The organism is Rathayibacter sp. RFBD1, assembly GCF_002932915.1.
Classification (GTDB): domain Bacteria; phylum Actinomycetota; class Actinomycetes; order Actinomycetales; family Microbacteriaceae; genus Rathayibacter.
Map to the genome: position 1 here is coordinate 35,785 of NZ_PSWQ01000012.1, position 20,273 is coordinate 56,057.

Below are 20,273 nucleotides of genomic sequence, written 5' to 3' on the forward strand. Positions count from 1 at the left end.
CGATGAGAAAGGCGCGACGATGCGCATCTTCGACCCGCACATCCACATGACCTCCCGCACCACCGACGACTACCAGGCGATGTTCGACGCCGGCGTCCGCGCGGTCGTCGAACCCTCCTTCTGGCTCGGCCAGCCGCGCACGAACGTCGGCTCGTTCACGGACTACTTCGACGCCCTGATCGGCTGGGAGCGCTTCCGCGCCGCGCAGTTCGGCATCCGCCACCACTGCACCATCGGGCTCAACCCGAAGGAGGCGAACGACCCGCGCTGCCGGGCCGTCCTGCCCGAGCTCGACCGCTACCTCGCCAAGGACGGCGTCGTCGCCGTCGGTGAGACCGGCTACGACTCGCTCACCCCCGAGGAGGACCAGGTCTTCCGCCAGCAGCTCGAGCTCGCCGGCGAGCACGGCCTCCCCGCGATGGTGCACACCCCGCACCGCGACAAGGAGTCGGGCACCCGCCGCACCCTCGAGGTCGTCGCCGACTCGGGGCTCGAGCCCGGGCGGGTCCTCGTCGACCACCTCAACGAGGTCACCGTCGACGCGGTCCGCGACTCCGGCTGCTGGATGGGCTTCTCCATCTACCCCGACACGAAGATGGACGAGACCCGCCTGGTGACGCTGGTCGAGCGGATCGGGCTGGACCGCGTGCTGGTCAACTCCGCCGCCGACTGGGGCCGCTCCGACCCGCTCACGACCGCGAAGACCGGCCGCCTCCTCCTCGTCGCCGGCTTCAGCGCGGGCGACGTGGACCGGCTGCTCTGGCAGAACCCGGTCGAGTTCTACGGGCAGAGCGGACGCCTGGACCTCTCGCCCGTCGCGGGCTTCGACGTGCAGGAGTCGGCCGGCCGCACCTTCGAGGGAAACTCCGTGCTCCGGGGCGCGCCGCGCGTGGCGGAGGTCGTGTGATGCACCTCTCCTACTGCACCAACGTCCATCCCGCCGAGGACCTGGCCGGAGTCGTCCGCCAGCTCGACGTCTACGCCGGACCCGCGCGCGTGGCCGCCGGGCTCGCCCTGGTCGGAGTCGGCCTGTGGATCCCGCGCGACCTCGCGGCCCGCCTGGTCGCCAGCGCCGAGGACCGCGCCGTCCTCCGCGCGGCCCTGCAGCGCAACGGCCTGGAGGTGCGCACGCTCAACGCCTTCCCGTACGCCGCGTTCCACGCCGAGGTCGTGAAGCTCGACGTCTACCGCCCCGACTGGACCACGCCGGAGCGCCTGCAGTACACGATCGACTGCGCGCGGATCCTGGCCGACCTGCTGCCCGCCGGCGCCGACGGCAGCATCTCGACGCTGCCGCTGGGCTGGCGCGAGGGCTGGGGACGGGAGCAGGACGAGGCCGCCTGCCGCAACCTCGCCCGGCTCGTCGAGGAGCTGCGCGACCTGCGCCGCTCCACCGGCCACGCGATCCGCCTGGCGATCGAGCCCGAGCCCGGCTGCATCCTCGACACCGTGGACGACGTCGTCGACTGGCTGCACCCGCGGATCGGAGTGGTCGACCCGGCGTACGTGGGCGTGTGCCTCGACACCTGCCACCTCGCCGTCTCCTTCGCCGACCCGGTCTCGGCCGTCCGCCGCATCCGCGACGCGGGCCTGCGCGTGGTCAAGGTGCAGGCCTCCGCCGCGCTCCACCTGGAGGACCCCTCGGGCCGCGCCGCGCTCACCCCGTTCGTCGAGAAGCGCTACCTGCACCAGACCCGCGAGAACGGGATCGACGGAGTGCTCCGCGTCGACGACCTGCCCGAGGCGCTGGACACGCTCCCCGGCACCGGCCCGTGGCGCGTGCACTTCCACGTGCCGCTGCACCACCGGCCGGAGGCGCCGCTCTCGGCGACCACGGCCGTCCTGGCGGAGGCGGTCTCGGCGGTCGACGCCGCCTGGCCGTACGACGAGATCCACCTCGACGTCGAGACCTACACCTGGTCGGTGCTCGCCGACGCCCCGAGCGACCTCTCGACGGGCATCGGCGCCGAGCTCGCCTGGGCGGCCGCGCACCTGCTCACGCCCGCCTCCCGAGAGGCGCTGCTGGCGCCCCTCCTCCCGCAGGCGGCGGCACTGTGAGGCCCGTGCTGCTGCTCGACGTGGTCGGGCTGACCTCGACGGCGCTCGCCGACATGCCCCGCCTCTCGCGGCTGGCCCGCGGGGGCGGGCGCCTGCCGCTGGACACGGTCCTGCCCGCGGTCACCTGCAGCGTGCAGTCGACCATGCTCACCGGCTCGATGCCCGCGCAGCACGGGATCGTCGGCAACGGCTGGTACTTCCGCGACCTCGGCGAGGTGCACCTGTGGCGCCAGCACAACCGCCTGGTCACGGGGGAGAAGGTCTGGGAGACCGCGCGCCGGCTGAGCGGGGAGCCGTACCGCGCGGCCAACATCGGCTGGTGGTACGCGATGGGGGCGACGACCGACGTCACCGTCACTCCGCGCCCGATCTACCACGCCGACGGCCGCAAGTCACCGGACGCGTACGTGCGCCCGCCGGCGCTGCACGACGAGCTGGTCTCGCGCTTCGGCGCCTTCCCGCTGTTCCAGTACTGGGGGCCGACCGCGTCGCTCCGCTCGACCCAGTGGATGGTCGACGCGACCCGGCACGTGCTGGCGGGCGACGGCTCCGGCCCGCCCGAGCTGACCACGGCGTACCTGCCGCACCTCGACTACGACCTCCAGCGCTTCGGACCGGACTCGCCCGAGGCGCGCCGGGCCGCGTCGGAGCTCGACGTGGTGCTCGCTCCGCTGCTCGACGACGCGGAGGCGCTGGGCGCGTCGGTGATCGTGGTCGCCGAGTACGGGATCGCTGACGCCGACACCCCGGTCGACGTGAACCGGGCGCTCCGCCGCGAGGGCCTGCTCGAGGTCTACGTGCAGGACGGCCGCGAGCAGCTGGACCCGTGGACGTCGCGCGCGTTCGCCGTCGCCGACCACCAGGTCGCCCACGTCTACGTACAGGACGCGGCGGACCTGCCGCGGGTGCGCTCGATCCTCGAGGGGCTCGACGGCGTCGACGAGGTGCTCGACCGGGAGGCGCAGGCCCGCTACGGCCTCGACCACGAGCGCTCGGGCGAGTTCGTCGTGGTCGCCCGGCCGGGGGCGTGGTTCACCTACTACTACTGGCTCGACGACGACCGCGCGCCCGACTTCGCCCGCGGCGTCGACATCCACCGCAAGCCCGGCTACGACCCGGCCGAGCTCTTCTTCGATCCGGCCGACCCGCTGGTGAAGGCGAAGGCGGCGGGCAACCTGGCCAAGAAGGCACTGGGGCTGCGCTACGCGATGAACCTGGTGCCCCTGGACGCGTCGCTCGTGCGCGGCACGCACGGGAGGCTGCCGTCCTCGTCGGCCGACACCCCGCTCGTGCTGGCCTCGGACGCGGACCTGCTGCCGGCCGGAGCCGCGTCGCTCCCGGCCACCGCGGTGCGCGACCTGGTGCTCGCGGCGCACGGCCCGGCCCTCGCGAAGGAGGCGTCGGCGCTCGCGCGCTGAGGGAGGGGACGCCCGGCGGCCTGCGCTCGTGTGCGGGCTGCCGGGTGTCGGCGGATCAGCCGGGGTCGCCGCGGCCCGACGCGGGCTCAGGCGAGCTCGCCGCGGACCGCAGCGGGCTCAGGTCCTCGCCGCGGGCTTCGTCCGGGCGGCCGGGCGGCTCAGCGCGGCACGAGCCCGGTGAGCCGCGCCGTCAGCCGCTCGACGGGGCCCGCACCGAGGAACCGCCACCACAGCACGGCGGCCGCGCACAGCCCGAGCACCAGGGCGAGAGCGGCGAGCGGAGTGTCGGCGGAGTAGCCGAGGCCCGCCCGCGCGAGCGCTGCGACGAGCGCCACCTGCAGCACGTAGACCGAGAGCGCGAGCGTGCCGATCGCCCGGAGCGGCACCAGCAGCCGCTGGACAGCGGTGGAGCGCGACGTGGTCATCAGCACCACCGCGACGTAGGCCAGGAGCACGAGCCCGAGGTCGTGCAGGGTGTCCGGGAGGCTGCCGGAGGGCGACTCCACGCCGAGCAGGAGCGCGACCAGCGGCCGCACCGGATACGCGACGACCGCGACTGCCGCGAGCACCGGCAGCAGCCGGTCGCGCTGCGCGCCGTGCCGCAGCAGCAGGGCTCCGAGGAGGAAGAAGGGGAGCAGGTTGGTCGCGCGGTAGCTCGGCCCGGTGAAGAGCCAGAGGGCGAGCGGAGAGCCGGGTGCGGCGGCGGCGACCGCGGCGTTCGCGGGCCCGGCGGCGAGCGCGAGCACAGCGGCCAGCGCGGCGATGATCCGGGAGCGGAGGAGCAGCAGCGGCGTGCCGAGCACGAGCACGACGCCGAGGTACTGCAGCACGATCGCGATCCAGCTGCCCCAGGTCTCGAGCCAGACGCCGAGCGCCACGAGCACCGCGCCGCGGATCGCGTTCCGCAGCAGCACCCGCCCGGGGGAGGCGCCGGGCCGCGCGAGCACCAGGGCCGCCGACATCCCCATCACCAGCGCGAACAGCGGTGACGCGAGATCGTTGACGTTCCACGCCAGGAACCCGACGACCCCCGTGCGCGCGCTCGGCACGAGCGGCATCGCGTGCGCGACGAGCATGGCCGCCACCGCCACTCCGCGCAGCACATCGGGGGCGACCAGTCGGTCGTGCCGGAGTCGCGGAGCCGTCGCAGTCATCCCGCGAGAGTAGGCGCGCCCCCGCCGCCGCGCCCCGCGCGAGCGCACCTCGCGCCACCGGCCGTCCGCCGGGCCGTCGGCCGCGGCGCCGCCCGCTCCGCCGACGTGCGCTGCTGTCCGCTCCGCTCCGTCGGTCCGGGCCTCCGGCGGCCCGCTCCCACCCGTCGCTGACCGGCCGCGGCGCCGCCCGCTCCGCCGACGTGCGCTGCTGTCCGCTCCGCTCCGTCGGCCCGCCTCCGGCCGCCCGCTCCGATCCGTCGCTGACGGCCCGTTCCGTCCTCCCGCACGGGCCGTTCGTGACGGATCGACGCCCGGCGCCCTCCGGCAGGCCCGCGCTCGCTCCGCATGCGGCGCCCAGTCGCGCCCGGCCCGCGCCGATCCGTCGCGAACGGCCCGTCCTGCGCTCCTCCGCGGGCCGTGAGCGACGGATCAGCGCCCACCCGCGCCGCCGCCTCGCGCGGATCCCCGCCGCGATGCCCCGGCCTCGCCCCGGCCTGCTCCGATGCGTCACGAACGGCTCCTTCCGTCCTCCCGAAGCGACCGTTCGTAACCCCTCGTCGCCCGTTCGTCCGTACGCGCGCCCGCGCCGCCGCCTCGCGCTCGGCGCCGGGATGTCCCGGCCGTGCCCCCGGCCCGCTCCGATGCGTCGAGAACGGTCCCCTCCGCCCGTCGGAAGCAACCGTTCGTGACCCCTCGGCGCCCGCTCGTCCGTACGCGCGCCCGCGCCGCCGCCTCGCGCTCGGCGCCGCCGCGACCTGCCGGCCTCGCGTCGGCCTGCTCCGATGCGTCACGAACGGCTCCTTCCGTCTTCCCGAAGCGACCGATCGTGACCCCTCGACGCCCGCCCGCCCGCGAGCGGCCTGCACTCGGCCCGCACCGAGCACGACCGGGCATGCTGGACGGATGACCGACGCCGCCCCGTCCCCCGACCGCCCGCGCCGCGCCCGCAGCCAGCACGTGCTCACCGTGCTGCGCACCGAGCGCCTCACCGGCCACCTCGTCCGCGTGCACCTCGGCGGCGACGGGCTCGACGCGTTCCTCACCGAGTCCGACCCCGAGCGCCTCGCCGCGACCGACCGCTACGTGAAGCTCCTGCTCCCGCCGCGCGGCTCCGACCTCCAGCCGCCCTTCGACCTCGACGCGCTCCGGGCGAGCGTCGCCCCCGAGCAGCTGCCCGTGCGCCGCACCTACACCGTCCGCTCGGTCGACCTCGAGCGGCGCTCGATCGCCGTCGACTTCGTCGTGCACGGCGACGAGGGAGTGGCGGGACCGTGGGCGCTCGCCGCGGCTCCCGGCGACCGGATCGCCCTCTCCGCGCCCGGCGGCGCCTGGTCGCCGAGCGCCGACCCCGAGGTCGTGCACCTGCTGCTCGGCGACGACTCCGCTCTGCCGGCGATCGCCTCCGCCCTCGAGGGGATGTCCGCGCACGCGCGCGGCCTGGTCCTGATCGAGGTCGACTCGGCCGCCGACGAGCTCGATCTTCCCGCTCCGGCCGGAGTGGAGGTGCGCTGGCTGCACCGCGGCGGTCTCGAGGCCGGCCGGGCGCTGGTCGCGGCCGTCCGGGCCGAGCGGAGGCCCGAGGGCGTGCTCGAGGTCTTCGCGCACGGCGAGCGCACCGCGATGAAGCAGCTGCGCGCCCTCCTGCAGGACGAGTGGGGCGTGGAGCGCCGGGCGCTCTCGCTCTCGGCCTACTGGGCTCTCGGCCGCGCCGAGGACCGCTTCCAGGCCGAGAAGCGCGAGCCGGTCGGCGCGATCTTCGCCGACTGACGCGGGAGCGCACTCCGTCCGCACACCTCCGGGAAGGGACCAGCCTCGGACCCACCTCTACTCCGGTCCCCACGACCGGACCGTCCGATGGCGGTCCGGCCCTGCGAGCCTCGCGCCCGCCGCCCCCGCCGTTCTGCGGGCTGCTCGACCGACACGATGAGGAGAGCCCCGTGGGAGCGCTGATCTTCGGCGCCCGGCGGCGCCGGATCGAGTTCGAGGACCGGACGCTCGCGCACGTGCGGATCGCGGTGCGCGCGCGGATGGAGCAGGGACAGCCGTTCCGCTTGACCTGGAGGACGCTGCAGGAGTCGGAGCCGCGCTCGCACGCGATCCTCGTGCAGCCGAACGCGGTGCTGGAGTACCGCTTCGATCATCCCCGGCTGCACGCCGTGAACCGCCTCTGGCTGCGCGAGCTCCTCACCCCCGCGTCCGGACGCGACATGGTCGTCGCCGCCGAGCCCGAGCAGGCGCCGCTCCTCGGTGACGACCGTCCGTCCCCTGTTCCCGAGGGAGGGCTCGCGGCCTAGTCGGAGCGGAGCCCCTCACTGCCGGGCGAGGCCGACCGGGAGCCCGCCCGCGAGGGCGGCGGCGGATCCGAAGAGCAGCGCCCCCACCCCGCCCAGGGCGGTGGCGACGACGGTGTTCAGCACGGCTCCGACGAGCGCGAAGCCCAGCACGTTCGGCAGCGAGAGGATCGCGTCGAGGTCGATCTGATCGCCGACGACCTGCCCGAGGAGCGTGTCGGCCTGGGTGAAGAGGTCCGAGTGCACGAGCAGCGGATGGGCGACCAGGACGGCGACGAGGCCGAGTATCGCGAGCGCGAGGCCGAGCAGGAACGAGAGCTTCACGGCCGACCAGAAGTCGACGTGCACGAGCATGAGGCGGAGCGGAGCCTGATCGCCGGCCGGCTTCCCGGAGCCGGTCATCGGGCGTCAGCGGCGCGCTGGTCGGCGGCGGCGACGACGAGGGCTGAGGCGGCGGCGAGGGCGAGGGCGCGGTTCACGAGGGTCTCCTGGGGCGGGACGGGCGCCGGGAGCAGAGGCTCGGCGGCGTTCTGCCAGAGTCCCGGGCCGGAGGAGTCCGGTGCGTCGTCCGGGAGTCGCGTCCGGTGCGCCTCGGGGATGACCGCGCGTCCGCTGCTCCCTCCGACAGCCCGCCACCCGCCGAGGGCCCCTCCTCTCCGGCGTGCGGTCGACGCGGATCGCCGCCTGCCGCTTGCAGGACCTCCCCGGCGCGGTGGATCCTGCCCGGACACGGAGCGCCGCACGACGCCGCGGCCACCGCCCCATCGGGACTCCCGCCGACACGGATGTTGCATCGCCGCCGCAGCCGGACATGTACCTGTGACTCCGCGAAAGGGGAACCATGAGCATCCGCTCCCGAGACGACTTCTCCGAGCTGTACCGCGCCCACTACGACGACCTGCTCCGCTTCGTCCGCCGCCGCGCTCCCGCCGCGACGGTCGACGACATCGTCGGCGAGACCTTCCTCGCCGCCTGGCGTCGCCGGCAGGACCTGCCGGAGAACGTGCGGCCCTGGCTGTTCGGCACGGCCCGGCACGTGATCCTCAACGCCGCCCGCGGCGAGAACCGCCGGCAGGCGCTGGCCGTGCGGGTCGGGACCCTCGCTCCGGAGGAGCAGGCCGACCCGTCGGTCGGCGACCGCCTCGACCTGGCGAGCGCGTGGAAGCGGCTGCCCCTCGCCGAGCAGGAGGCTCTGGCCCTCCGCGTGTGGGAGGACCTCCCGCAGGCCGAGGCGGCGCAGGTGCTCGGCTGCTCCCGGGCCGCCTACGCGATGCGGCTCACCCGCGCGAAGCGGCGGCTGGCGGCGCTGCTCGCCCCCCTCGACTCCACCCTCCTCTCCGGCACGGCAGAACGGACCCTCTCATGACCGACCAGCTCCTCGACCTGCTCCGCGCGCACGACGCCGAGCCCCGCATCCCCCTCACCGCTGCCGAGGCCGCACGTCGGGACGCGCTCCTCGGCGAGATCCTGGTCAGCGAGGACGCGGCCGCTCCCCGTTTCTTCCGCCCCCGCGACTGGGCCGTCGCCGGCGCGGCGACCGTGCTCCTGGCCGCCGCCGCCGCCGCAGCCGCGGTGATCGTCGTGGTCCCGGGTCTCATCCCCGGCACCGGCTCCGTCGGGCTGAACCGCGCGGTGCTCGCCTCCTGGACCGCGATCCCCGAGCGCATCCTGCCGAGCTCCGAGCTCGGGCAGTCGGCGACGCAGTGGTGCGCGACGAACCTGCAGAGCCCCAACGGCGAGGCCGGGCCGGCGGAGGTCTCGCACCTCGACGCGCGCGGCGACGCCGCCTCGATGATCTACCGCTTCGACGACTCCCTCTACTACTGCCTCAGCGCCGGGAACGGCGCGGGGATGTGGGAGGTGGCGGACGCCGCACCGGCCGGCCCCCTCGCCGCGGACGCCGTCCAGCTCAGCTCGGCCGGAACCTTCGGAGAGGGGGACGCCGCTCTGATCTACGCGGTCGGCTTCGCGGGCGCGGACGTGGAATCGGTGGTGCTGAACGAGGCCGGCGTCGAGCCGGTCGTCGCGACCCTCGAGGGCGGCTCCTGGACCGCCTGGTGGCCCTCGTCCGACGGTCTCGCCGCCGGCCCCGCCGGCACGGTCACGATCACCACCCGGGACGGCTCGAGCCGCGAGGTCCCCGTCGACTCCCTCTACCGCCCGTGAACGGGCCGCGGCACTCCCGTTCGGACGGGCCGGAGCAGGAGGGGACGGGTGCGCGCGTCCTGTCCACGCGCTTCACCGACGTCCACTACCTCGACGAGGGACCGGAGGACGGCACTCCGCTCGTGCTCGTGCACGGCTTCCCCGACGTCCCCGCCACCTGGGACGGCGTCCTGGAGATGCTTCCCCCCGGGCTCCGGGTGGTGCGCCCCTTCCTGCGCGGAGTCGGGCGGACCCGTGTCGTCGACCCCGGGGCGCGGTCCGGGCAGGTGGCCGCGCTGGCCACCGACCTGCTCGATCTCCTCGAGGCGCTCGACCTCGGGCCTGTCGTGCTCGTCGGCCACGACTGGGGAGCGCGGACCGCTCACGCCGTCGCGGCGCTCGCGCCCGAGCGGGTCGGCGCACTGGTCACCCTCGCCACCGCGTACGGACCGTCGAGCGAGCTGAGCGGCGGCGAGGTCCTCGACGACGCCGCCGCGGCCTGGTACCGCTATTGGCTCTGCACGGCCGCGGGAGCGGAGGCGTTCCGGGGCGACCCGGCGCAGCTCGTCCGCTGGGCCTGGCGGGAGTGGTCGCCTCCGGGCTCCCTCCCGCCGGAGGCCCTGGAGGAGGTCCTCGCGGCGACGGCGACCAGCGGCTTCGCCGACACGGTCGTCGACTACTACCGGCACGGCGCCGGGGAGGCGCCCGGCCGGGCCGTGTACCGCGCCGCGCAGGAGGCACTCGACGCCTGGCCGCGCATCGACGCGCCGACGACCTTCCTCCTCGGGACGGCCGACGGCTGCGAGACGCCCGCCCACGCGCGGGCGAACGGCCGGTACTTCTCCGCAGGCCGGGAGCTGATCGAGCTCGACGGCGTCGGCCACTTCGTGCAGCGCGAGGCCCCCGGGGCGGTCGCGGCCGCGATCCTCCGGCACCTCCGACCGCTCGTCCCCTCACCCGCACCTCCCGGGACGCGTTAGAGCGTCTCCGGCCGCGGACGGTCCGTGCCCACCCCGCGGACGCTCCTGCTGGAGGCCGCGAGGAGCGAGGCGACGAGGACGACCGCGGCGCAGCCGAGCAGGGTGCGGTCGAGCCCGACGAGGTCGGCGAGCGGGCCCACGAGCGCCTCCCCGAGCGGCACGGCGAGGAAGGAGCCGACCATGTCGTAGGAGTAGACCCGGGCGAGCGCCTCGCGGGGGACGTGGGTCTGCAGCGACTGGTCCCAGGCGATGGCGAAGATCTCGAGCGCGACTCCGCCGAGGGCGAAGGCGAGGAGGAGGGCGGGGAGCGCCGGGAGGATCCCGAGGGCGGCGACCGGGACGGCCGTCACCGCCATGAGGGCGACGCCCGCCCCCAGCGCACGGCGGGGCCGCCAGCGCAGCGCGATCACGGCCCCGATCACCAGGCCGACGGTCTGCGCGGCGATCACGAGTCCCCATGCCGCTCGGCCGAAGGACCGGTCGGCGACGACCGGGCCGAGGACCGTGGTCGCGCCGACGAACGCGGCGTTGACGGCGGTGAACTGCGCCACGACGATCCACACCCAGCGCCGGCTCGTGAACTCCCGCCACCCCTCGCGGAGGTCGGCGAGGACGGAGGCGCCCGGGCCCGAGCGGACCGTCCGCGGCAGCCGCACACGGGAGTAGAGGACCGCGGCCAGGGCGAAGCCCGCGGCGTCGACCGCCAGCCCCCACCCGGGACCCACCAGTGCGACGAGCGCGGCCCCGGCCGAGGCGCCGACGATGCTCCCGGCGTTCAGGCCCAGGCGGAGCAGGGCGTTGGCCGGGCGGAGCTCGCCGACCGGCACCGTCTCGGGGACGAGGGCGGCCGCGGCGGGCAGGCTCATCGCCGCGACGGCGCCGTTGAGCACGCTGAGCACGACCAGGGCCGCGACGGTCGCCGTCCCCGCTATCACCGTCACGGCGACCGCGGCCTGAGTGGCCGCCGCCGCGAGCGAGGTGCCGACGAGGATCACGGAGCGGGGGAGCCGGTCGGCGAGGACGCCGCCGAGCAGCAGGACGGCGACGTTGGCGAGGGAGCGCGCGGCGACGACGAGTCCGAGGTCCGTCGGCGAGCCCGTCAGGTCCAGCACGGCGAAGGCCAGGGCGATCGGAGCGACGGCGTTGCCGAGGACCCCGGTCGTGCGGGCGGCGAGGAGCCAGCGGAAGGGGCCGTGCGCGAGAGGACCGTGCGCCAGCGGCCCGCGCCCGTCGCGGGTCACGGCCGGCGGAGCGGGAACATCGCGGTCGTCATCGACACCGGCGCGGTACCGGGCGTCCTCGGCGGCCGGGCCGCCGCGTGCAGCAGCGCGGACGCCTCCCCGACGTGCCGCACCACCCGCCGCCAGACCTCGGGGTCGACCCAGAGCTCCGCGTCCGTCGAGAGCTGAGGACCGTCCGCCCGGCTCGACGAGCGCCGCCGGAGCTCCTCGATCAGGGCCTCGAGGTGCAGGTCCCGCTCCTCCTCCGGCCCGGCGTCCACTGACGCGGTCACGTCGAAGGGCCTTCCGGAGGCCTCGTGCCGGTACCGCTTCGCCTCGCCGCCCCGCAGGCGCACGGTCTCGACGACGGCCACGAGCCCGGCGCGCTCCAGCACGCGGAAGTGGTAGCTCGCCGTGGCCTGCGACAGCTGCAGCTCGCGGGCGGCCTCCGCGGCGCTCATCGCCGCTCCCGTGACCAAAGACAGCAGGCGGAGGCGGATCGGATGCGCGGTGGCGCGCAGCTCGTCGAGAGAGGACATGCGGCCATGGTGACCGGCGGCTCCCGCACCGTCAAACAGGGCTTTGGGGGTGGGGCGGCGCTCACCGGGCCGCTCCGGTGCACATCGGGCGGCGCTCGCCGGGCCGCTCTGACGAGCGATCCGGAGGCTCCACCGGCGCTTCCCGGCCGCTCGCTCACCCCGGCGATCCGGGAGCGGGGCCCGGAGTCGTCCTCCGGGCCCCGTCGCTCACACCTGGGCGGTGCCGCTGTCCTCGACCGGGCCGGACGCGTCCGACTCCTCGGTGATCTCGGTGTCGGTCTCGTCGGCGCGGTCGCGGAGCGCGTCGGCCATCGCGCCGGCGCCCTCGGCTCCGTGGTCGTGCTCGACCTGGTCGATCAGGCCGCCGAGCTTCTCGTCGTTGCTGGCGTCCTCGGCTCCGTCCATCACGGGGCTGTTCTGCTCGTTGTCGCTCATGGCGCTCCTCCTGGGTCGACCGGCCTCTGCGCCGGTGGTCCGACGCTACGCGCGCCGCCCGTGCGGTGCAGGTGATCGACGGGAATCGGCCAGTCCGGTATCGAGCGCTCGATGGGCGTTCCCGGCCATCCCCGAATCGAGCGGATATCGCTTTCCACCCTCCGGAGAAGTGAGCGGATATCGCCTGTCGAATGAGCCGCTATCGCTTTCCGGCGAGGTGAACAGTTCTCTCAGAGAAGTGCCCCTCGGAGACCCTCCCTGCTATGATCGGGCGACTTCTGCACCAGGGACCGGGGGGTCGTTCTCGGCGGACGATCGATCATCCACACGCCTGTTATCTCGATCATCACCAGTGAAGGCGCGTATGGCTTCGTATCTCTTCGTCTGCTCCGGCGGCGGGCATCTCAAGGAGATGTTCGCCCTCTCGGGGCTCCTCGGAGTCGACCCGGAGGAGCAGCACTGGGCGACCGTCGACAGCGCCCTCAGCCGCACCCTCCTCGCCGACCGGCGCGTGACCCACCTCGCCGATCCGCCGCCCCGCGCCGTGGTGCCGGTGCTCCGCAACGCGATGATCGGCCGCTCCCTGCTGGCCCGCGGGTCCTTCGACGCCGTCTTCAGCACCGGCGCCAGCCCCGCCCTCTCCTTCCTGCCGCTCGCGGCATCGCGCGGCATCCCCGCGCACTACATCGAGAGCGCCGCCCGCGTGCTCGGCCCGTCGATGACCGGTCGGATCCTCGCCCGGGTCCCCGCCGTCTCGACCTACACCCAGTACCGCTCCTGGGCCGACGACCGCTGGAGCTTCGGCGGCTCGATCTTCGACACCTACCGCGTCGAGGACGTCGTCCCGCAGCCGATCCGCCGCGCCGTGGTCTCGGTCGGCACGCAGGACGGCTACCCGTTCCCCCGCTTCTTCGCCGCGCTCGCGCCGCTGCTCGAGGGCGTGGAGGTGCTCTGGCAGACCGGAGCGAACGACGTCTCCGGGCTCGGGATCGACGGCCGCCACTCCGTGCCGCACGACGAGCTCAACGCTGCGATGAAGGCGGCCGACGTCGTCATCGCGCACGGGGGAGTGGGCACCGCGCTCAGCGCCATCGAGCAGGGCCGGGTGCCGATCCTGGTCCCGCGCCGCGCCTCGTTCGGCGAGCACGTCGACGACCACCAGGTGCAGATCGCCACCCGCCTGGCCGACTCCGGCCTCGCGGTCACCGTCGACGTCGAGGGCCTCTCCCGCGAGACGCTCGAACTCGCCGCGGCGAGGCGGGTCGTCTCCGCCGATTCCGCCGTGCCCTTCGTGGTGCACGAGACGGCCGAGAAGTCCTCGGGCCTCTCCCGCCGACTCTTCCCCTCCTCCCGCTGATCCCCGCCCGCGCGACCAGACGTGATGAGAACGACATCCACGCGTCATCCGCGGCCCGTACACTCTCGAATGGGTTGGGGGGCCGGACGTCACTTCATGTGCGTCGAATTCGGAATGGTCGGCCGACTCGACACTGATGGCGAAAGCTCCGAAGGATTCTCGATATGACTGACACCCCGCGCGGCCTCTCGCGCCGCCTCCTGCTCGCCGCCTCCGCTGTCGGAGCCGCCGCGACCGCCTCCGCTCTCGTAGCGACCCCGGCGCTCGCCGCGCCGAACTACAGCGTGATCCCGAGGCTCCCGGGCGAGGTCTCGCGCCTCGACACCGCGATCTCGAGGAACGGCAGGAAGCCGTACGAGATCATCGACGTGAAGATCGGCAACGACCTCACCCAGCTCTTCGTCCCGCACTCGGCGAAGCCGGGATCCGGCTCCCCGGTTCCGGTGGCGTGGTTCTACCACGCCAGTGGCAGCGCCTACACGGCGCTCAACAAGGCGTACAACTACTCGGCCGATCCGCTCGTCGATCTGGGCTTCGTCAGCATCTGCCCGAACTTCGGCGGCCCGAGCAACTACACCAACCCCACGGCGCTCGCCGTGCAGACGGCCGCCGCGGCCTGGGTGCAGAGCCTCTGGAACGTCCGCGGGAGCTTCCTCCGCTCGAACTCCGGCGGCGGAGCGATGATGTGCTGGGCCTACGCGAAGAAGATGGTGCCGAACATCTACGGGGCGTACCACGCCAGCAGCGTCTTCGACGTCGAGGACCTCGCGGCGCGCGACGACAGCCAGCCGAACCGCGTCCTCGCGGTGTACGGCGGAGACCGGGCGCTGATGCGCGCGACCAACCCCGCCCGGCTGCCGCAGTCCGCCTGGCAGGGCATGCGTCTGCGCGTCAGCGCCGGCACGGCCGACCAGCTCGCTCCCGCCGAGCTCCACGGCGGACGCCTCCGCCGCCTCGCGCTTCCCGTCGCCAAGGAGGCGACGATCGCGTATCACAGCAGCGACGGCTTCCAGGGTGGCCACACCGTCCCGCCGTTCACGAACAACGACTCGGTCGCGACCTTCCGCCGCTGGCTCCAGGAGGGCCCCGCCTGATCCGCGGCAGGACCGACGCGACCCCTCCTCCCCGGGGGTCGGCGCCAGGGTCGAGCAGTGGAGGAGGAGGGCACGGCATCGCAGGCGTCCCAGCCGCCGAGAGGCGGCTCGCGAGGGCATCGCGATCCTCATCGAGGCCGACGGGACCACTCCCGTGAGCGCCGCACCGCCCGCCCCCTCCTCCACCACTCCGCTCCGACGCCAGAAGGACTCCCTGACGTGATCGACATCCTCCCGCGACGACTCCTCGTCGGCGCGCTCTTCTCGGTCGCCCTGGTGATCGTCCTCGGGATGGGGTACATCTTCTCGACCCGGGAGCCGGCCACGGGCCTCCTGGTGATCGCCGCCGGAGTCGGCGGCATCGTCGGCGCCTACGTGCTGCTGAGGGTCCCCGCGCACTGGCTGCCGGCGATGGCGCTCGCGTTCTTCGCGCTCGTCCCGACGCCGCTCACCCCCTCGACCCTGACGTTCCGCATGACGCTCTGGGCGGTCATCCTCGTGATCTGGGCGATCCGGCGCGGGCTCGCTCCCGAGCTGTGGCGCGCCCCCGTCAAGGCGTGGACCCGCGAGCTCGTGCTCTCCCCGTGGCGGGCCGTGGTGATCCTCGCGTTCATCGCCCTCATGCTCTGGTCGGCCGTCGCGACGGTGCGCGGCTCCTTCGCGAGCGAGGGCGTCTCGTGGCTGTTCAGCTTCGCGATCTGCGTGGGCGTGCCGATGCTCGTCTTCGACGCCCAGCGCGAGGCCGTGCTGCTGCGCAAGACGTGGGTGATCCTCTCCGGGCTGCTCGCCCTCTACGCCGCCCTCGAGCTGGTCGCGCAGAGCTCCCCGATCCTCGGTGCCGTCTACGGCGCCCTCGGCTACGAGCAGGACCAGCACTGGTCGCTCTACCGCGCCGAGATCACCTTCGGACACCCGCTGCTCGCCGGCACCTTCCTCACCGTGGGCGCCGGGCTCGCCTTCGGATCCTGGCTCCAGGGCTCCCGCAAGTCCGACCTGCTGCTGGGCATCCTGGCCTCGGGCGGTGTCGTCGCGACCGTCTCGCGCGGACCGATGGCGGCCATCGCCGTCGCGGTCGTCGTCGCGCTCGTCGCCGTCGGCTTCCTCAACCCGGACCGCTCGCTGCTCCGGCCCGGCTCGATCCTGATCGCCGGCCTCATCGCGGGCGTCGGAGTCCTGAACTTCGAGCCCGTCACCGCCCGCAACAACAACCTCGACGCCTCCATCTCGGCCGGCGCCCGCGACCTCGCGGTGACCGTGTCGCTGAAGGCGGCCGAGCTCACGCACTGGCTCGGCTCCGGAGCGGCGACGTCCGGCATCAGCGGCAGGCGGTTCTCGGACGTGGTCATCGAGAACTCGTTCCTGCAGCTGCTGATCAGCGTCGGCATCCCCGGCCTGCTGTTCTTCGTGATCATGGTGGCCGCGATGTTCGGCGCCACGCTCAGCCGTCGCGACGTCGGCCCCGCGGCCGGCCTGCTCGGCTTCATGGTCTGCCTCGCCGGCTACAACGCCATCGACGCGGTCCGCCCCAGCCACCTGCTCCTGGGCTTCCTCGTCATCATCTGCCTGAACCCGGTGCACGTCCCCGACTTCTCGAAGGGCATCCGGATGCGCCAGCCTCTCGGGGCGCGGATCTTCGACGCGCCGATGGCCGTCGGGATGCGGGGCGAGCGGTGAGCCGCCGCTCCCGCAGGAACGACTCGTCGCCGGCCGCGCTCGTCGTCCAGCAGTCGCTCGCGCCGCCGGACTCGACGACGCAGTACGTCGACTCGATCGTCGACGGCCTGGCGCCCGGCGTCGAGCTGCTGTTCTTCTCCTGGCGCAGCGCCCTGCTCGCCGACTACGACGTGCTGCACGTGCACTGGCCCGAGCTGATGATCCGCGGCCGCAGCCCGCTGCACCGCTTCCTCCGCCGCCGCGCCCTCGACGTGCTGCTGGTGCGCCTGGCGCTCCAGCGCATCCCGCTCGTGCGCACGGTGCACAACCTGCACCCGCACGAGCTCGGTCCCGCCGCCGAGCGCCGCTCGCTGGCCCGGATCGACCGCGCGACCGACCTGTTCGTCCGCCTGAACCCCACGACCGTCACTCCCGGCCGGGCGCCCGCCGTCACCGTGCTGCACGGGCACTACCGCGACCAGTTCGCCCAGCACCCGCTGCCCGAGCGCGAGCACGGCCGCGTCCTCTACTTCGGCATCATCCGCCCGTACAAGGGCGTCGTCGAGCTGATGGACGTGTTCCGCGGCGTGGAGGACGACTCCCTCTCCCTGCACGTGGTCGGCAGCCCCAGCACGGGCCAGCGCGAGCTGGTCGAGGAGCGGGCCGCCCGCGACACCCGGGTGCGCACCACGCTCCGCCGGGTCGACGACGCCGAGATGGTCGACGAGATCGGCCGGGCCGAGCTGATCGTCCTGCCCTACCGCGAGATGCACAACTCCGGCTCGATCCTGGTCGCCCTCTCGCTCGGCCGGCCGATCCTGGTGCCGCGCACGCCCACCAACACGGCCCTGGCCGAGGAGGTCGGCAGCGACTGGGTGATCGAGTACGACGGCGATCTCACCCCCGAGCTGATCACCTCCGCCCTCGAGCGCACGCGCACCCGTCCGCCGGAGGGGCTCCCCGCCCTCTCCGGTCGCGACTGGGACGTGCTCGGACTCCAGCTCAAGAAGGCCTACGAGGGCGCGATCGCCACCAAGAAGGGCTCGACCCGATGACCGGGACCACGCAGAAGCCGTCTCCGAGCCTCGGCCGCTCCGCGAGCCGCGGCGCCGCCGTCACGATCGGCGGGCAGGCGATCCGCATCGCCGTCCAGCTGGGCAGCATCGTCGTCCTCGCGCGCCTGCTCGCGCCGGCCGACTACGGCCTGCTCGCGATGGTCACGGCGATCATCGGCATCGGCGAGATCTTCCGCGACTTCGGCCTCTCCTCCGCCGCCATCCAGGCGAAGGAGATCACGCCGGGCCAGAAGAGCAACCTGTTCTGGATGAACGCGGGCATCGGCCTCACCCTCACCCTGCTGGTCATCGCCGCCTCCTGGCCGATCGCCGCCCTCTACGGCGACGACCGGCTCCAGCTGCTGACCGTCGTGCTCTCCTCGACGTTCCTCCTCAACGGGATCTCGACGCAGTTCCGCGCCGACCTCGCCCGGCACCTCCGCTTCGTGAAACTCACCCTGGTCGACATCGTCGGCCAGGTGCTGGGCCTCGTGGTCGGCGTGCTGATGGCGCTCGGCGGCGCCGGCTACTGGGCGCTGGCCGCGAGCCAGGTCGTGCAGCCGCTCATCGGCGTGCTGATGCTGGTCTTCATCACGGGCTGGCGTCCCGGCCGCTACCGCCGCGGCGAGGCGATGGGCCACTTCCTCCGCTACGGAGGCGGCGTCTTCGCGACCCAGGCGCTGACCTACGCGAGCAAGAACGTCGACTCCGTCATCATCGGCGCGCGCTTCGGCCCGGTCGACCTGGGCCTCTACAACCGCGCGTTCCAGCTGATGATGCTGCCGCTGCAGCAGCTGAACGCCCCGGCGCAGCGCGTCGCCCTGCCCGTGCTCTCCAAGCTGCAGGACGAGCGCGAGCGGTTCCGCACGTTCATCCTCTTCGGCCAGTCGGCGATGCTGACGGTGATGGGCCTCGTGCTCGCCGTCCTCGGCTCCCAGTCCGACTCGGTCATCCGGATCCTGCTGGGGGAGCGCTGGCTCGCCTCGGTCCCGATCTTCCAGATCCTGCTCGTGGCCGGGTTCTTCCAGGCCACGGCGTACTGCTCCTGGTGGGTGTTCCTCTCCAAGGGCCTCGTGCGCCAGAGCGTCTGGTACAGCCTGGCGACCCGCCCGCTGATGGTCGTCCTGATCCTGCTCGGCTCCAACTGGGGAGTGACGGGCGTCGCGGTCGCGTACGCCGGCTCGCTCGCCCTCACCTGGCCGATCGCGCTGATCTGGATCGGCCGCACCTCCGACGCCCCCGCCCGCGAGATGTTCACCAACGGCCTCCGCAGCGGCATCGCGTTCGGCTCGATCACGGTCGGCTCCTCCTTCTCCACCGTCTGGATCGCCGCCGACCAGCCCGTCCTCCGCCTCCTCGTGGGCGGTGCCGCCGTCCTGGTCGGGGTCGGGCTCTGGATGCTGATCCTCCCCGCGTTCCGCCGCCAGATCCTCGGCCTCGCCGACCTGCGCCGCCACTTCCGCCGCAGCCGCCCGGCCGCCGCTCCCGCCCCGGCCACGGTCGACGCCACCAGCCCCACCGGTGACAGCGCGCTGGTCGACGGAGCCGTCACGGCCGGCACCCCCGACTCCGAGCGGCCTCCCGCCGCCGTTCCCCCCACCGAAAGAGATCGATGAAACTCAAGCTCGGCGTCGTCAAGTCCTGGAAGAAGGACTTCGTCACGACGACCCGCCTGCCCGCCCGCCGCGACGCGGCGGTGCTCCGCGCCGCCCTCGCGGACCTCCGACCCGAGCCCGAGTCGCACCTCGTGATCGCCGCTCCCGGCAGCGGCAACATCGGCGACCAGGCGATGCTGGAGGCGTTCCTCGAGAACACCACCGGTCCTGTCGTGGTCGTCCAGCGCTACGCCGGCGACGTCGTGATCCCCGAGGAGCAGGCCGACCGGGTCGAGGTCGTCGAGCTCCCGCACCTGGTCTACGGAGTGGGCGACGCGCACGCCGCCGACCTCCGCGCCTACGCCGCGCTGATCCGCCGCGCCCGCTCGGTCTCGGTCGTCGGCGCAGACATGATGGACGGCAAGTACAGCCTCCGCGGCTCGGTCCGCCGCTCCCTGCTCGCGCAGGCGGCCGCCGAGGCAGGGGTGCCCACGCGCATCCTCGGCTTCTCCTGGAACGCGGCGGCCCGCCTCGCCGCCCGCCGCTCCCTGATCGCCGCCTCCCGCGCCGGCGTCGTCCCGATGCTCCGCGACCCGCTCTCGGCGGAGCGCGCCCGGAGCATCGGCGTGCAGCGCGTCGAGGAGGTCACGGACATCGTCTTCTCGGCGCGCACCCGCGACCGCAGCTTCCGCGAGGGGCTGGGGCTGCCCGAGGGCGTCCCCTTCGCGCTCGTGAACGCGAGCGCCCTCGTCGCCGGCATGGTCGACCAGGTGCCGGAGTACGAGCGCATCGTCGACCGCCTCCGCGCCGCCGGCGTGCACGTCGTGCTCCTCCCGCACGTCTCCCGCCCCATCGGCGACGACAAGGTGGCCGTCCGCGCGGTCGCCGAGCGCGTGGGATCCGAGGGCGTCACCGTCGTCGACCGCGTGCTCATGCCCGCCGAGATCCGCGGCCTCGCCGAGGACGCCCTGCTGACCGTCACCGGCCGCATGCACCTCGCGATCATGTCGCTCTCGCTCGGCGTCCCCGCGATCACCCTCGCCACCCAGGGCAAGGTCGAGGGCATCATGCGCCTCATCGGCCTGCCGCAGCTGTGCGTCGAGCCGGTCCCCGGCTTCGCCGACCGCGTCCTCCCGGTGATCGACCGCATCCTCGCGGAGCCGGGCGACGGCGGCGTGCGCGCCACCATCGACGCGGCCATGCCCGAGGTGCGCCGCCTCTCGGCGCTCAACACCCGCGGCCTCGGCGCGGAGGTCGTGCGATGAGCGCGGCGCAGGAG

General features: G+C 74.0%; 19 protein-coding genes. 14 read left to right on the top strand and 5 right to left on the bottom strand.

The features are described 5' to 3' along the window. The first annotated feature begins 19 nt into the window (after positions 1-19). From C5D50_RS05995 to C5D50_RS06005, 3 genes are read left to right on the top strand one after another with little or no spacing between them, the layout of a single operon-like run. Positions 20-907 (top strand): TatD family hydrolase, encoded by an 888-nt coding sequence (locus tag C5D50_RS05995; protein ID WP_104222466.1) that lies wholly within the window; start codon positions 20-22, stop codon positions 905-907. After that, positions 907-2,058, top strand: a complete 1,152-nt coding sequence (gene eboE, locus C5D50_RS06000) for a metabolite traffic protein EboE (protein ID WP_104222467.1) — start codon at positions 907-909, stop codon at positions 2,056-2,058. Before C5D50_RS05995 ends, eboE begins: the two co-directional genes overlap by 1 nt. 5 nt (positions 2,059-2,063) lie before the next feature. Next, complete coding sequence (locus C5D50_RS06005; RefSeq protein ID WP_244229501.1) at positions 2,064-3,476, top strand: nucleotide pyrophosphatase/phosphodiesterase family protein; 1,413 nt, start codon at positions 2,064-2,066, stop codon at positions 3,474-3,476. Between the two features lie 158 nt (positions 3,477-3,634). Here the strand turns inward: C5D50_RS06005 and C5D50_RS06010 are convergent, their stop codons facing one another. Continuing rightward, positions 3,635-4,630 (bottom strand): DUF418 domain-containing protein, encoded by a 996-nt coding sequence (locus C5D50_RS06010; protein ID WP_104283042.1) that lies wholly within the window; start codon positions 4,628-4,630, stop codon positions 3,635-3,637. A 903-nt stretch (positions 4,631-5,533) separates the two neighbouring features. Here C5D50_RS06010 and C5D50_RS06015 point away from each other — a divergent pair. Both C5D50_RS06015 and C5D50_RS06020 read left to right on the top strand, forming a co-directional pair. Then, positions 5,534-6,397, top strand: coding sequence for a siderophore-interacting protein (locus tag C5D50_RS06015; protein WP_104283043.1), 864 nt, complete (start codon positions 5,534-5,536; stop codon positions 6,395-6,397). 170 nt (positions 6,398-6,567) lie between these two features. After that, complete coding sequence (locus tag C5D50_RS06020) at positions 6,568-6,924, top strand: hypothetical protein (RefSeq protein ID WP_104283044.1); 357 nt, start codon at positions 6,568-6,570, stop codon at positions 6,922-6,924. A gap of 15 nt (positions 6,925-6,939) precedes the next feature. Here the strand turns inward: C5D50_RS06020 and C5D50_RS06025 are convergent, their stop codons facing one another. After that, on the bottom strand, positions 6,940-7,323 hold the full coding sequence (locus C5D50_RS06025) for a DUF3566 domain-containing protein (RefSeq protein ID WP_104283045.1): 384 nt from the start codon (positions 7,321-7,323) through the stop codon (positions 6,940-6,942). A gap of 439 nt (positions 7,324-7,762) precedes the next feature. Here C5D50_RS06025 and C5D50_RS06030 point away from each other — a divergent pair, with 439 nt between their 5' ends. The 3 genes from C5D50_RS06030 to C5D50_RS06035 are packed head-to-tail and all read left to right on the top strand — an operon-like array spanning position 7,763 to position 10,046. Continuing rightward, the gene (locus tag C5D50_RS06030; protein ID WP_104283046.1) at positions 7,763-8,287 is read left to right on the top strand and encodes an RNA polymerase sigma factor; all 525 of its coding nucleotides are present in this window, start codon (positions 7,763-7,765) and stop codon (positions 8,285-8,287) included. After that, positions 8,284-9,087 (top strand): hypothetical protein, encoded by an 804-nt coding sequence (locus tag C5D50_RS16555; RefSeq protein ID WP_181137309.1) that lies wholly within the window; start codon positions 8,284-8,286, stop codon positions 9,085-9,087. The genes C5D50_RS06030 and C5D50_RS16555 overlap by 4 nt, the downstream gene beginning before the upstream one ends. Beyond that, a complete protein-coding gene (locus C5D50_RS06035; protein WP_181137310.1) occupies positions 9,084-10,046 on the top strand; it encodes an alpha/beta fold hydrolase in 963 nt (320 codons plus the stop codon). The genes C5D50_RS16555 and C5D50_RS06035 overlap by 4 nt, the downstream gene beginning before the upstream one ends. Here the strand turns inward: C5D50_RS06035 and C5D50_RS06040 are convergent. The 3 genes from C5D50_RS06040 to C5D50_RS06050 all read right to left on the bottom strand — a co-directional run bounded on the left by C5D50_RS06040 (position 10,043) and on the right by C5D50_RS06050 (position 12,240). Continuing rightward, complete coding sequence (locus C5D50_RS06040) at positions 10,043-11,287, bottom strand: MFS transporter (protein ID WP_258069568.1); 1,245 nt, start codon at positions 11,285-11,287, stop codon at positions 10,043-10,045. The genes C5D50_RS06035 and C5D50_RS06040 overlap by 4 nt on opposite strands. Next, positions 11,284-11,805 carry a helix-turn-helix domain-containing protein gene (locus C5D50_RS06045; protein WP_104222473.1) on the bottom strand — a complete coding sequence of 174 codons (522 nt, stop codon included), beginning with the start codon at positions 11,803-11,805 and terminating at the stop codon, positions 11,284-11,286. Before C5D50_RS06045 ends, C5D50_RS06040 begins: the two co-directional genes overlap by 4 nt. Before the next feature lie 207 nt (positions 11,806-12,012). Continuing rightward, positions 12,013-12,240, bottom strand: coding sequence for a hypothetical protein (locus C5D50_RS06050; RefSeq protein WP_104222474.1), 228 nt, complete (start codon positions 12,238-12,240; stop codon positions 12,013-12,015). Between the two features lie 364 nt (positions 12,241-12,604). Between C5D50_RS06050 and C5D50_RS06055 the strand changes: the two genes are divergently transcribed. The 6 genes from C5D50_RS06055 to C5D50_RS06080 all read left to right on the top strand — a co-directional run bounded on the left by C5D50_RS06055 (position 12,605) and on the right by C5D50_RS06080 (position 20,259). Further along, positions 12,605-13,597 (top strand): glycosyltransferase, encoded by a 993-nt coding sequence (locus C5D50_RS06055; protein ID WP_181137311.1) that lies wholly within the window; start codon positions 12,605-12,607, stop codon positions 13,595-13,597. A gap of 164 nt (positions 13,598-13,761) precedes the next feature. After that, entirely contained in the window at positions 13,762-14,691 is a 930-nt protein-coding gene (locus C5D50_RS06060; RefSeq protein WP_104283049.1) for a hypothetical protein, read from the top strand. Positions 14,692-14,910: 219 nt separating this feature from the next. Then, positions 14,911-16,365: an O-antigen ligase gene (locus C5D50_RS06065; RefSeq protein WP_104283050.1), complete on the top strand. Its 1,455-nt coding sequence runs from the start codon at positions 14,911-14,913 to the stop codon at positions 16,363-16,365. After that, positions 16,362-17,399 (top strand): glycosyltransferase, encoded by a 1,038-nt coding sequence (locus C5D50_RS06070; RefSeq protein ID WP_104249973.1) that lies wholly within the window; start codon positions 16,362-16,364, stop codon positions 17,397-17,399. Before C5D50_RS06065 ends, C5D50_RS06070 begins: the two co-directional genes overlap by 4 nt. Then, positions 17,396-19,015: a lipopolysaccharide biosynthesis protein gene (locus tag C5D50_RS16950; RefSeq protein ID WP_104237959.1), complete on the top strand. Its 1,620-nt coding sequence runs from the start codon at positions 17,396-17,398 to the stop codon at positions 19,013-19,015. Before C5D50_RS06070 ends, C5D50_RS16950 begins: the two co-directional genes overlap by 4 nt. Next, complete coding sequence (locus C5D50_RS06080; RefSeq protein WP_104233543.1) at positions 19,012-20,259, top strand: polysaccharide pyruvyl transferase family protein; 1,248 nt, start codon at positions 19,012-19,014, stop codon at positions 20,257-20,259. The genes C5D50_RS16950 and C5D50_RS06080 overlap by 4 nt, the downstream gene beginning before the upstream one ends. Positions 20,260-20,273 lie beyond the last annotated feature (14 nt).

Coding starts and splice junctions, on each gene's coding strand:
- C5D50_RS05995 (WP_104222466.1), top strand. CDS start 20: ATGCGCATCTTCGACCCGCACATCCACATGACCTCCCGCACCACCGAC.
- eboE (WP_104222467.1), top strand. CDS start 907: ATGCACCTCTCCTACTGCACCAACGTCCATCCCGCCGAGGACCTGGCC.
- C5D50_RS06010 (WP_104283042.1), bottom strand. CDS start 4,630: ATGACTGCGACGGCTCCGCGACTCCGGCACGACCGACTGGTCGCCCCC.
- C5D50_RS06015 (WP_104283043.1), top strand. CDS start 5,534: ATGACCGACGCCGCCCCGTCCCCCGACCGCCCGCGCCGCGCCCGCAGC.
- C5D50_RS06025 (WP_104283045.1), bottom strand. CDS start 7,323: ATGACCGGCTCCGGGAAGCCGGCCGGCGATCAGGCTCCGCTCCGCCTC.
- C5D50_RS06030 (WP_104283046.1), top strand. CDS start 7,763: ATGAGCATCCGCTCCCGAGACGACTTCTCCGAGCTGTACCGCGCCCAC.
- C5D50_RS16555 (WP_181137309.1), top strand. CDS start 8,284: ATGACCGACCAGCTCCTCGACCTGCTCCGCGCGCACGACGCCGAGCCC.
- C5D50_RS06045 (WP_104222473.1), bottom strand. CDS start 11,805: ATGTCCTCTCTCGACGAGCTGCGCGCCACCGCGCATCCGATCCGCCTC.
- C5D50_RS06050 (WP_104222474.1), bottom strand. CDS start 12,240: ATGAGCGACAACGAGCAGAACAGCCCCGTGATGGACGGAGCCGAGGAC.
- C5D50_RS06055 (WP_181137311.1), top strand. CDS start 12,605: ATGGCTTCGTATCTCTTCGTCTGCTCCGGCGGCGGGCATCTCAAGGAG.
- C5D50_RS06060 (WP_104283049.1), top strand. CDS start 13,762: ATGACTGACACCCCGCGCGGCCTCTCGCGCCGCCTCCTGCTCGCCGCC.
- C5D50_RS16950 (WP_104237959.1), top strand. CDS start 17,396: ATGACCGGGACCACGCAGAAGCCGTCTCCGAGCCTCGGCCGCTCCGCG.
- C5D50_RS06080 (WP_104233543.1), top strand. CDS start 19,012: ATGAAACTCAAGCTCGGCGTCGTCAAGTCCTGGAAGAAGGACTTCGTC.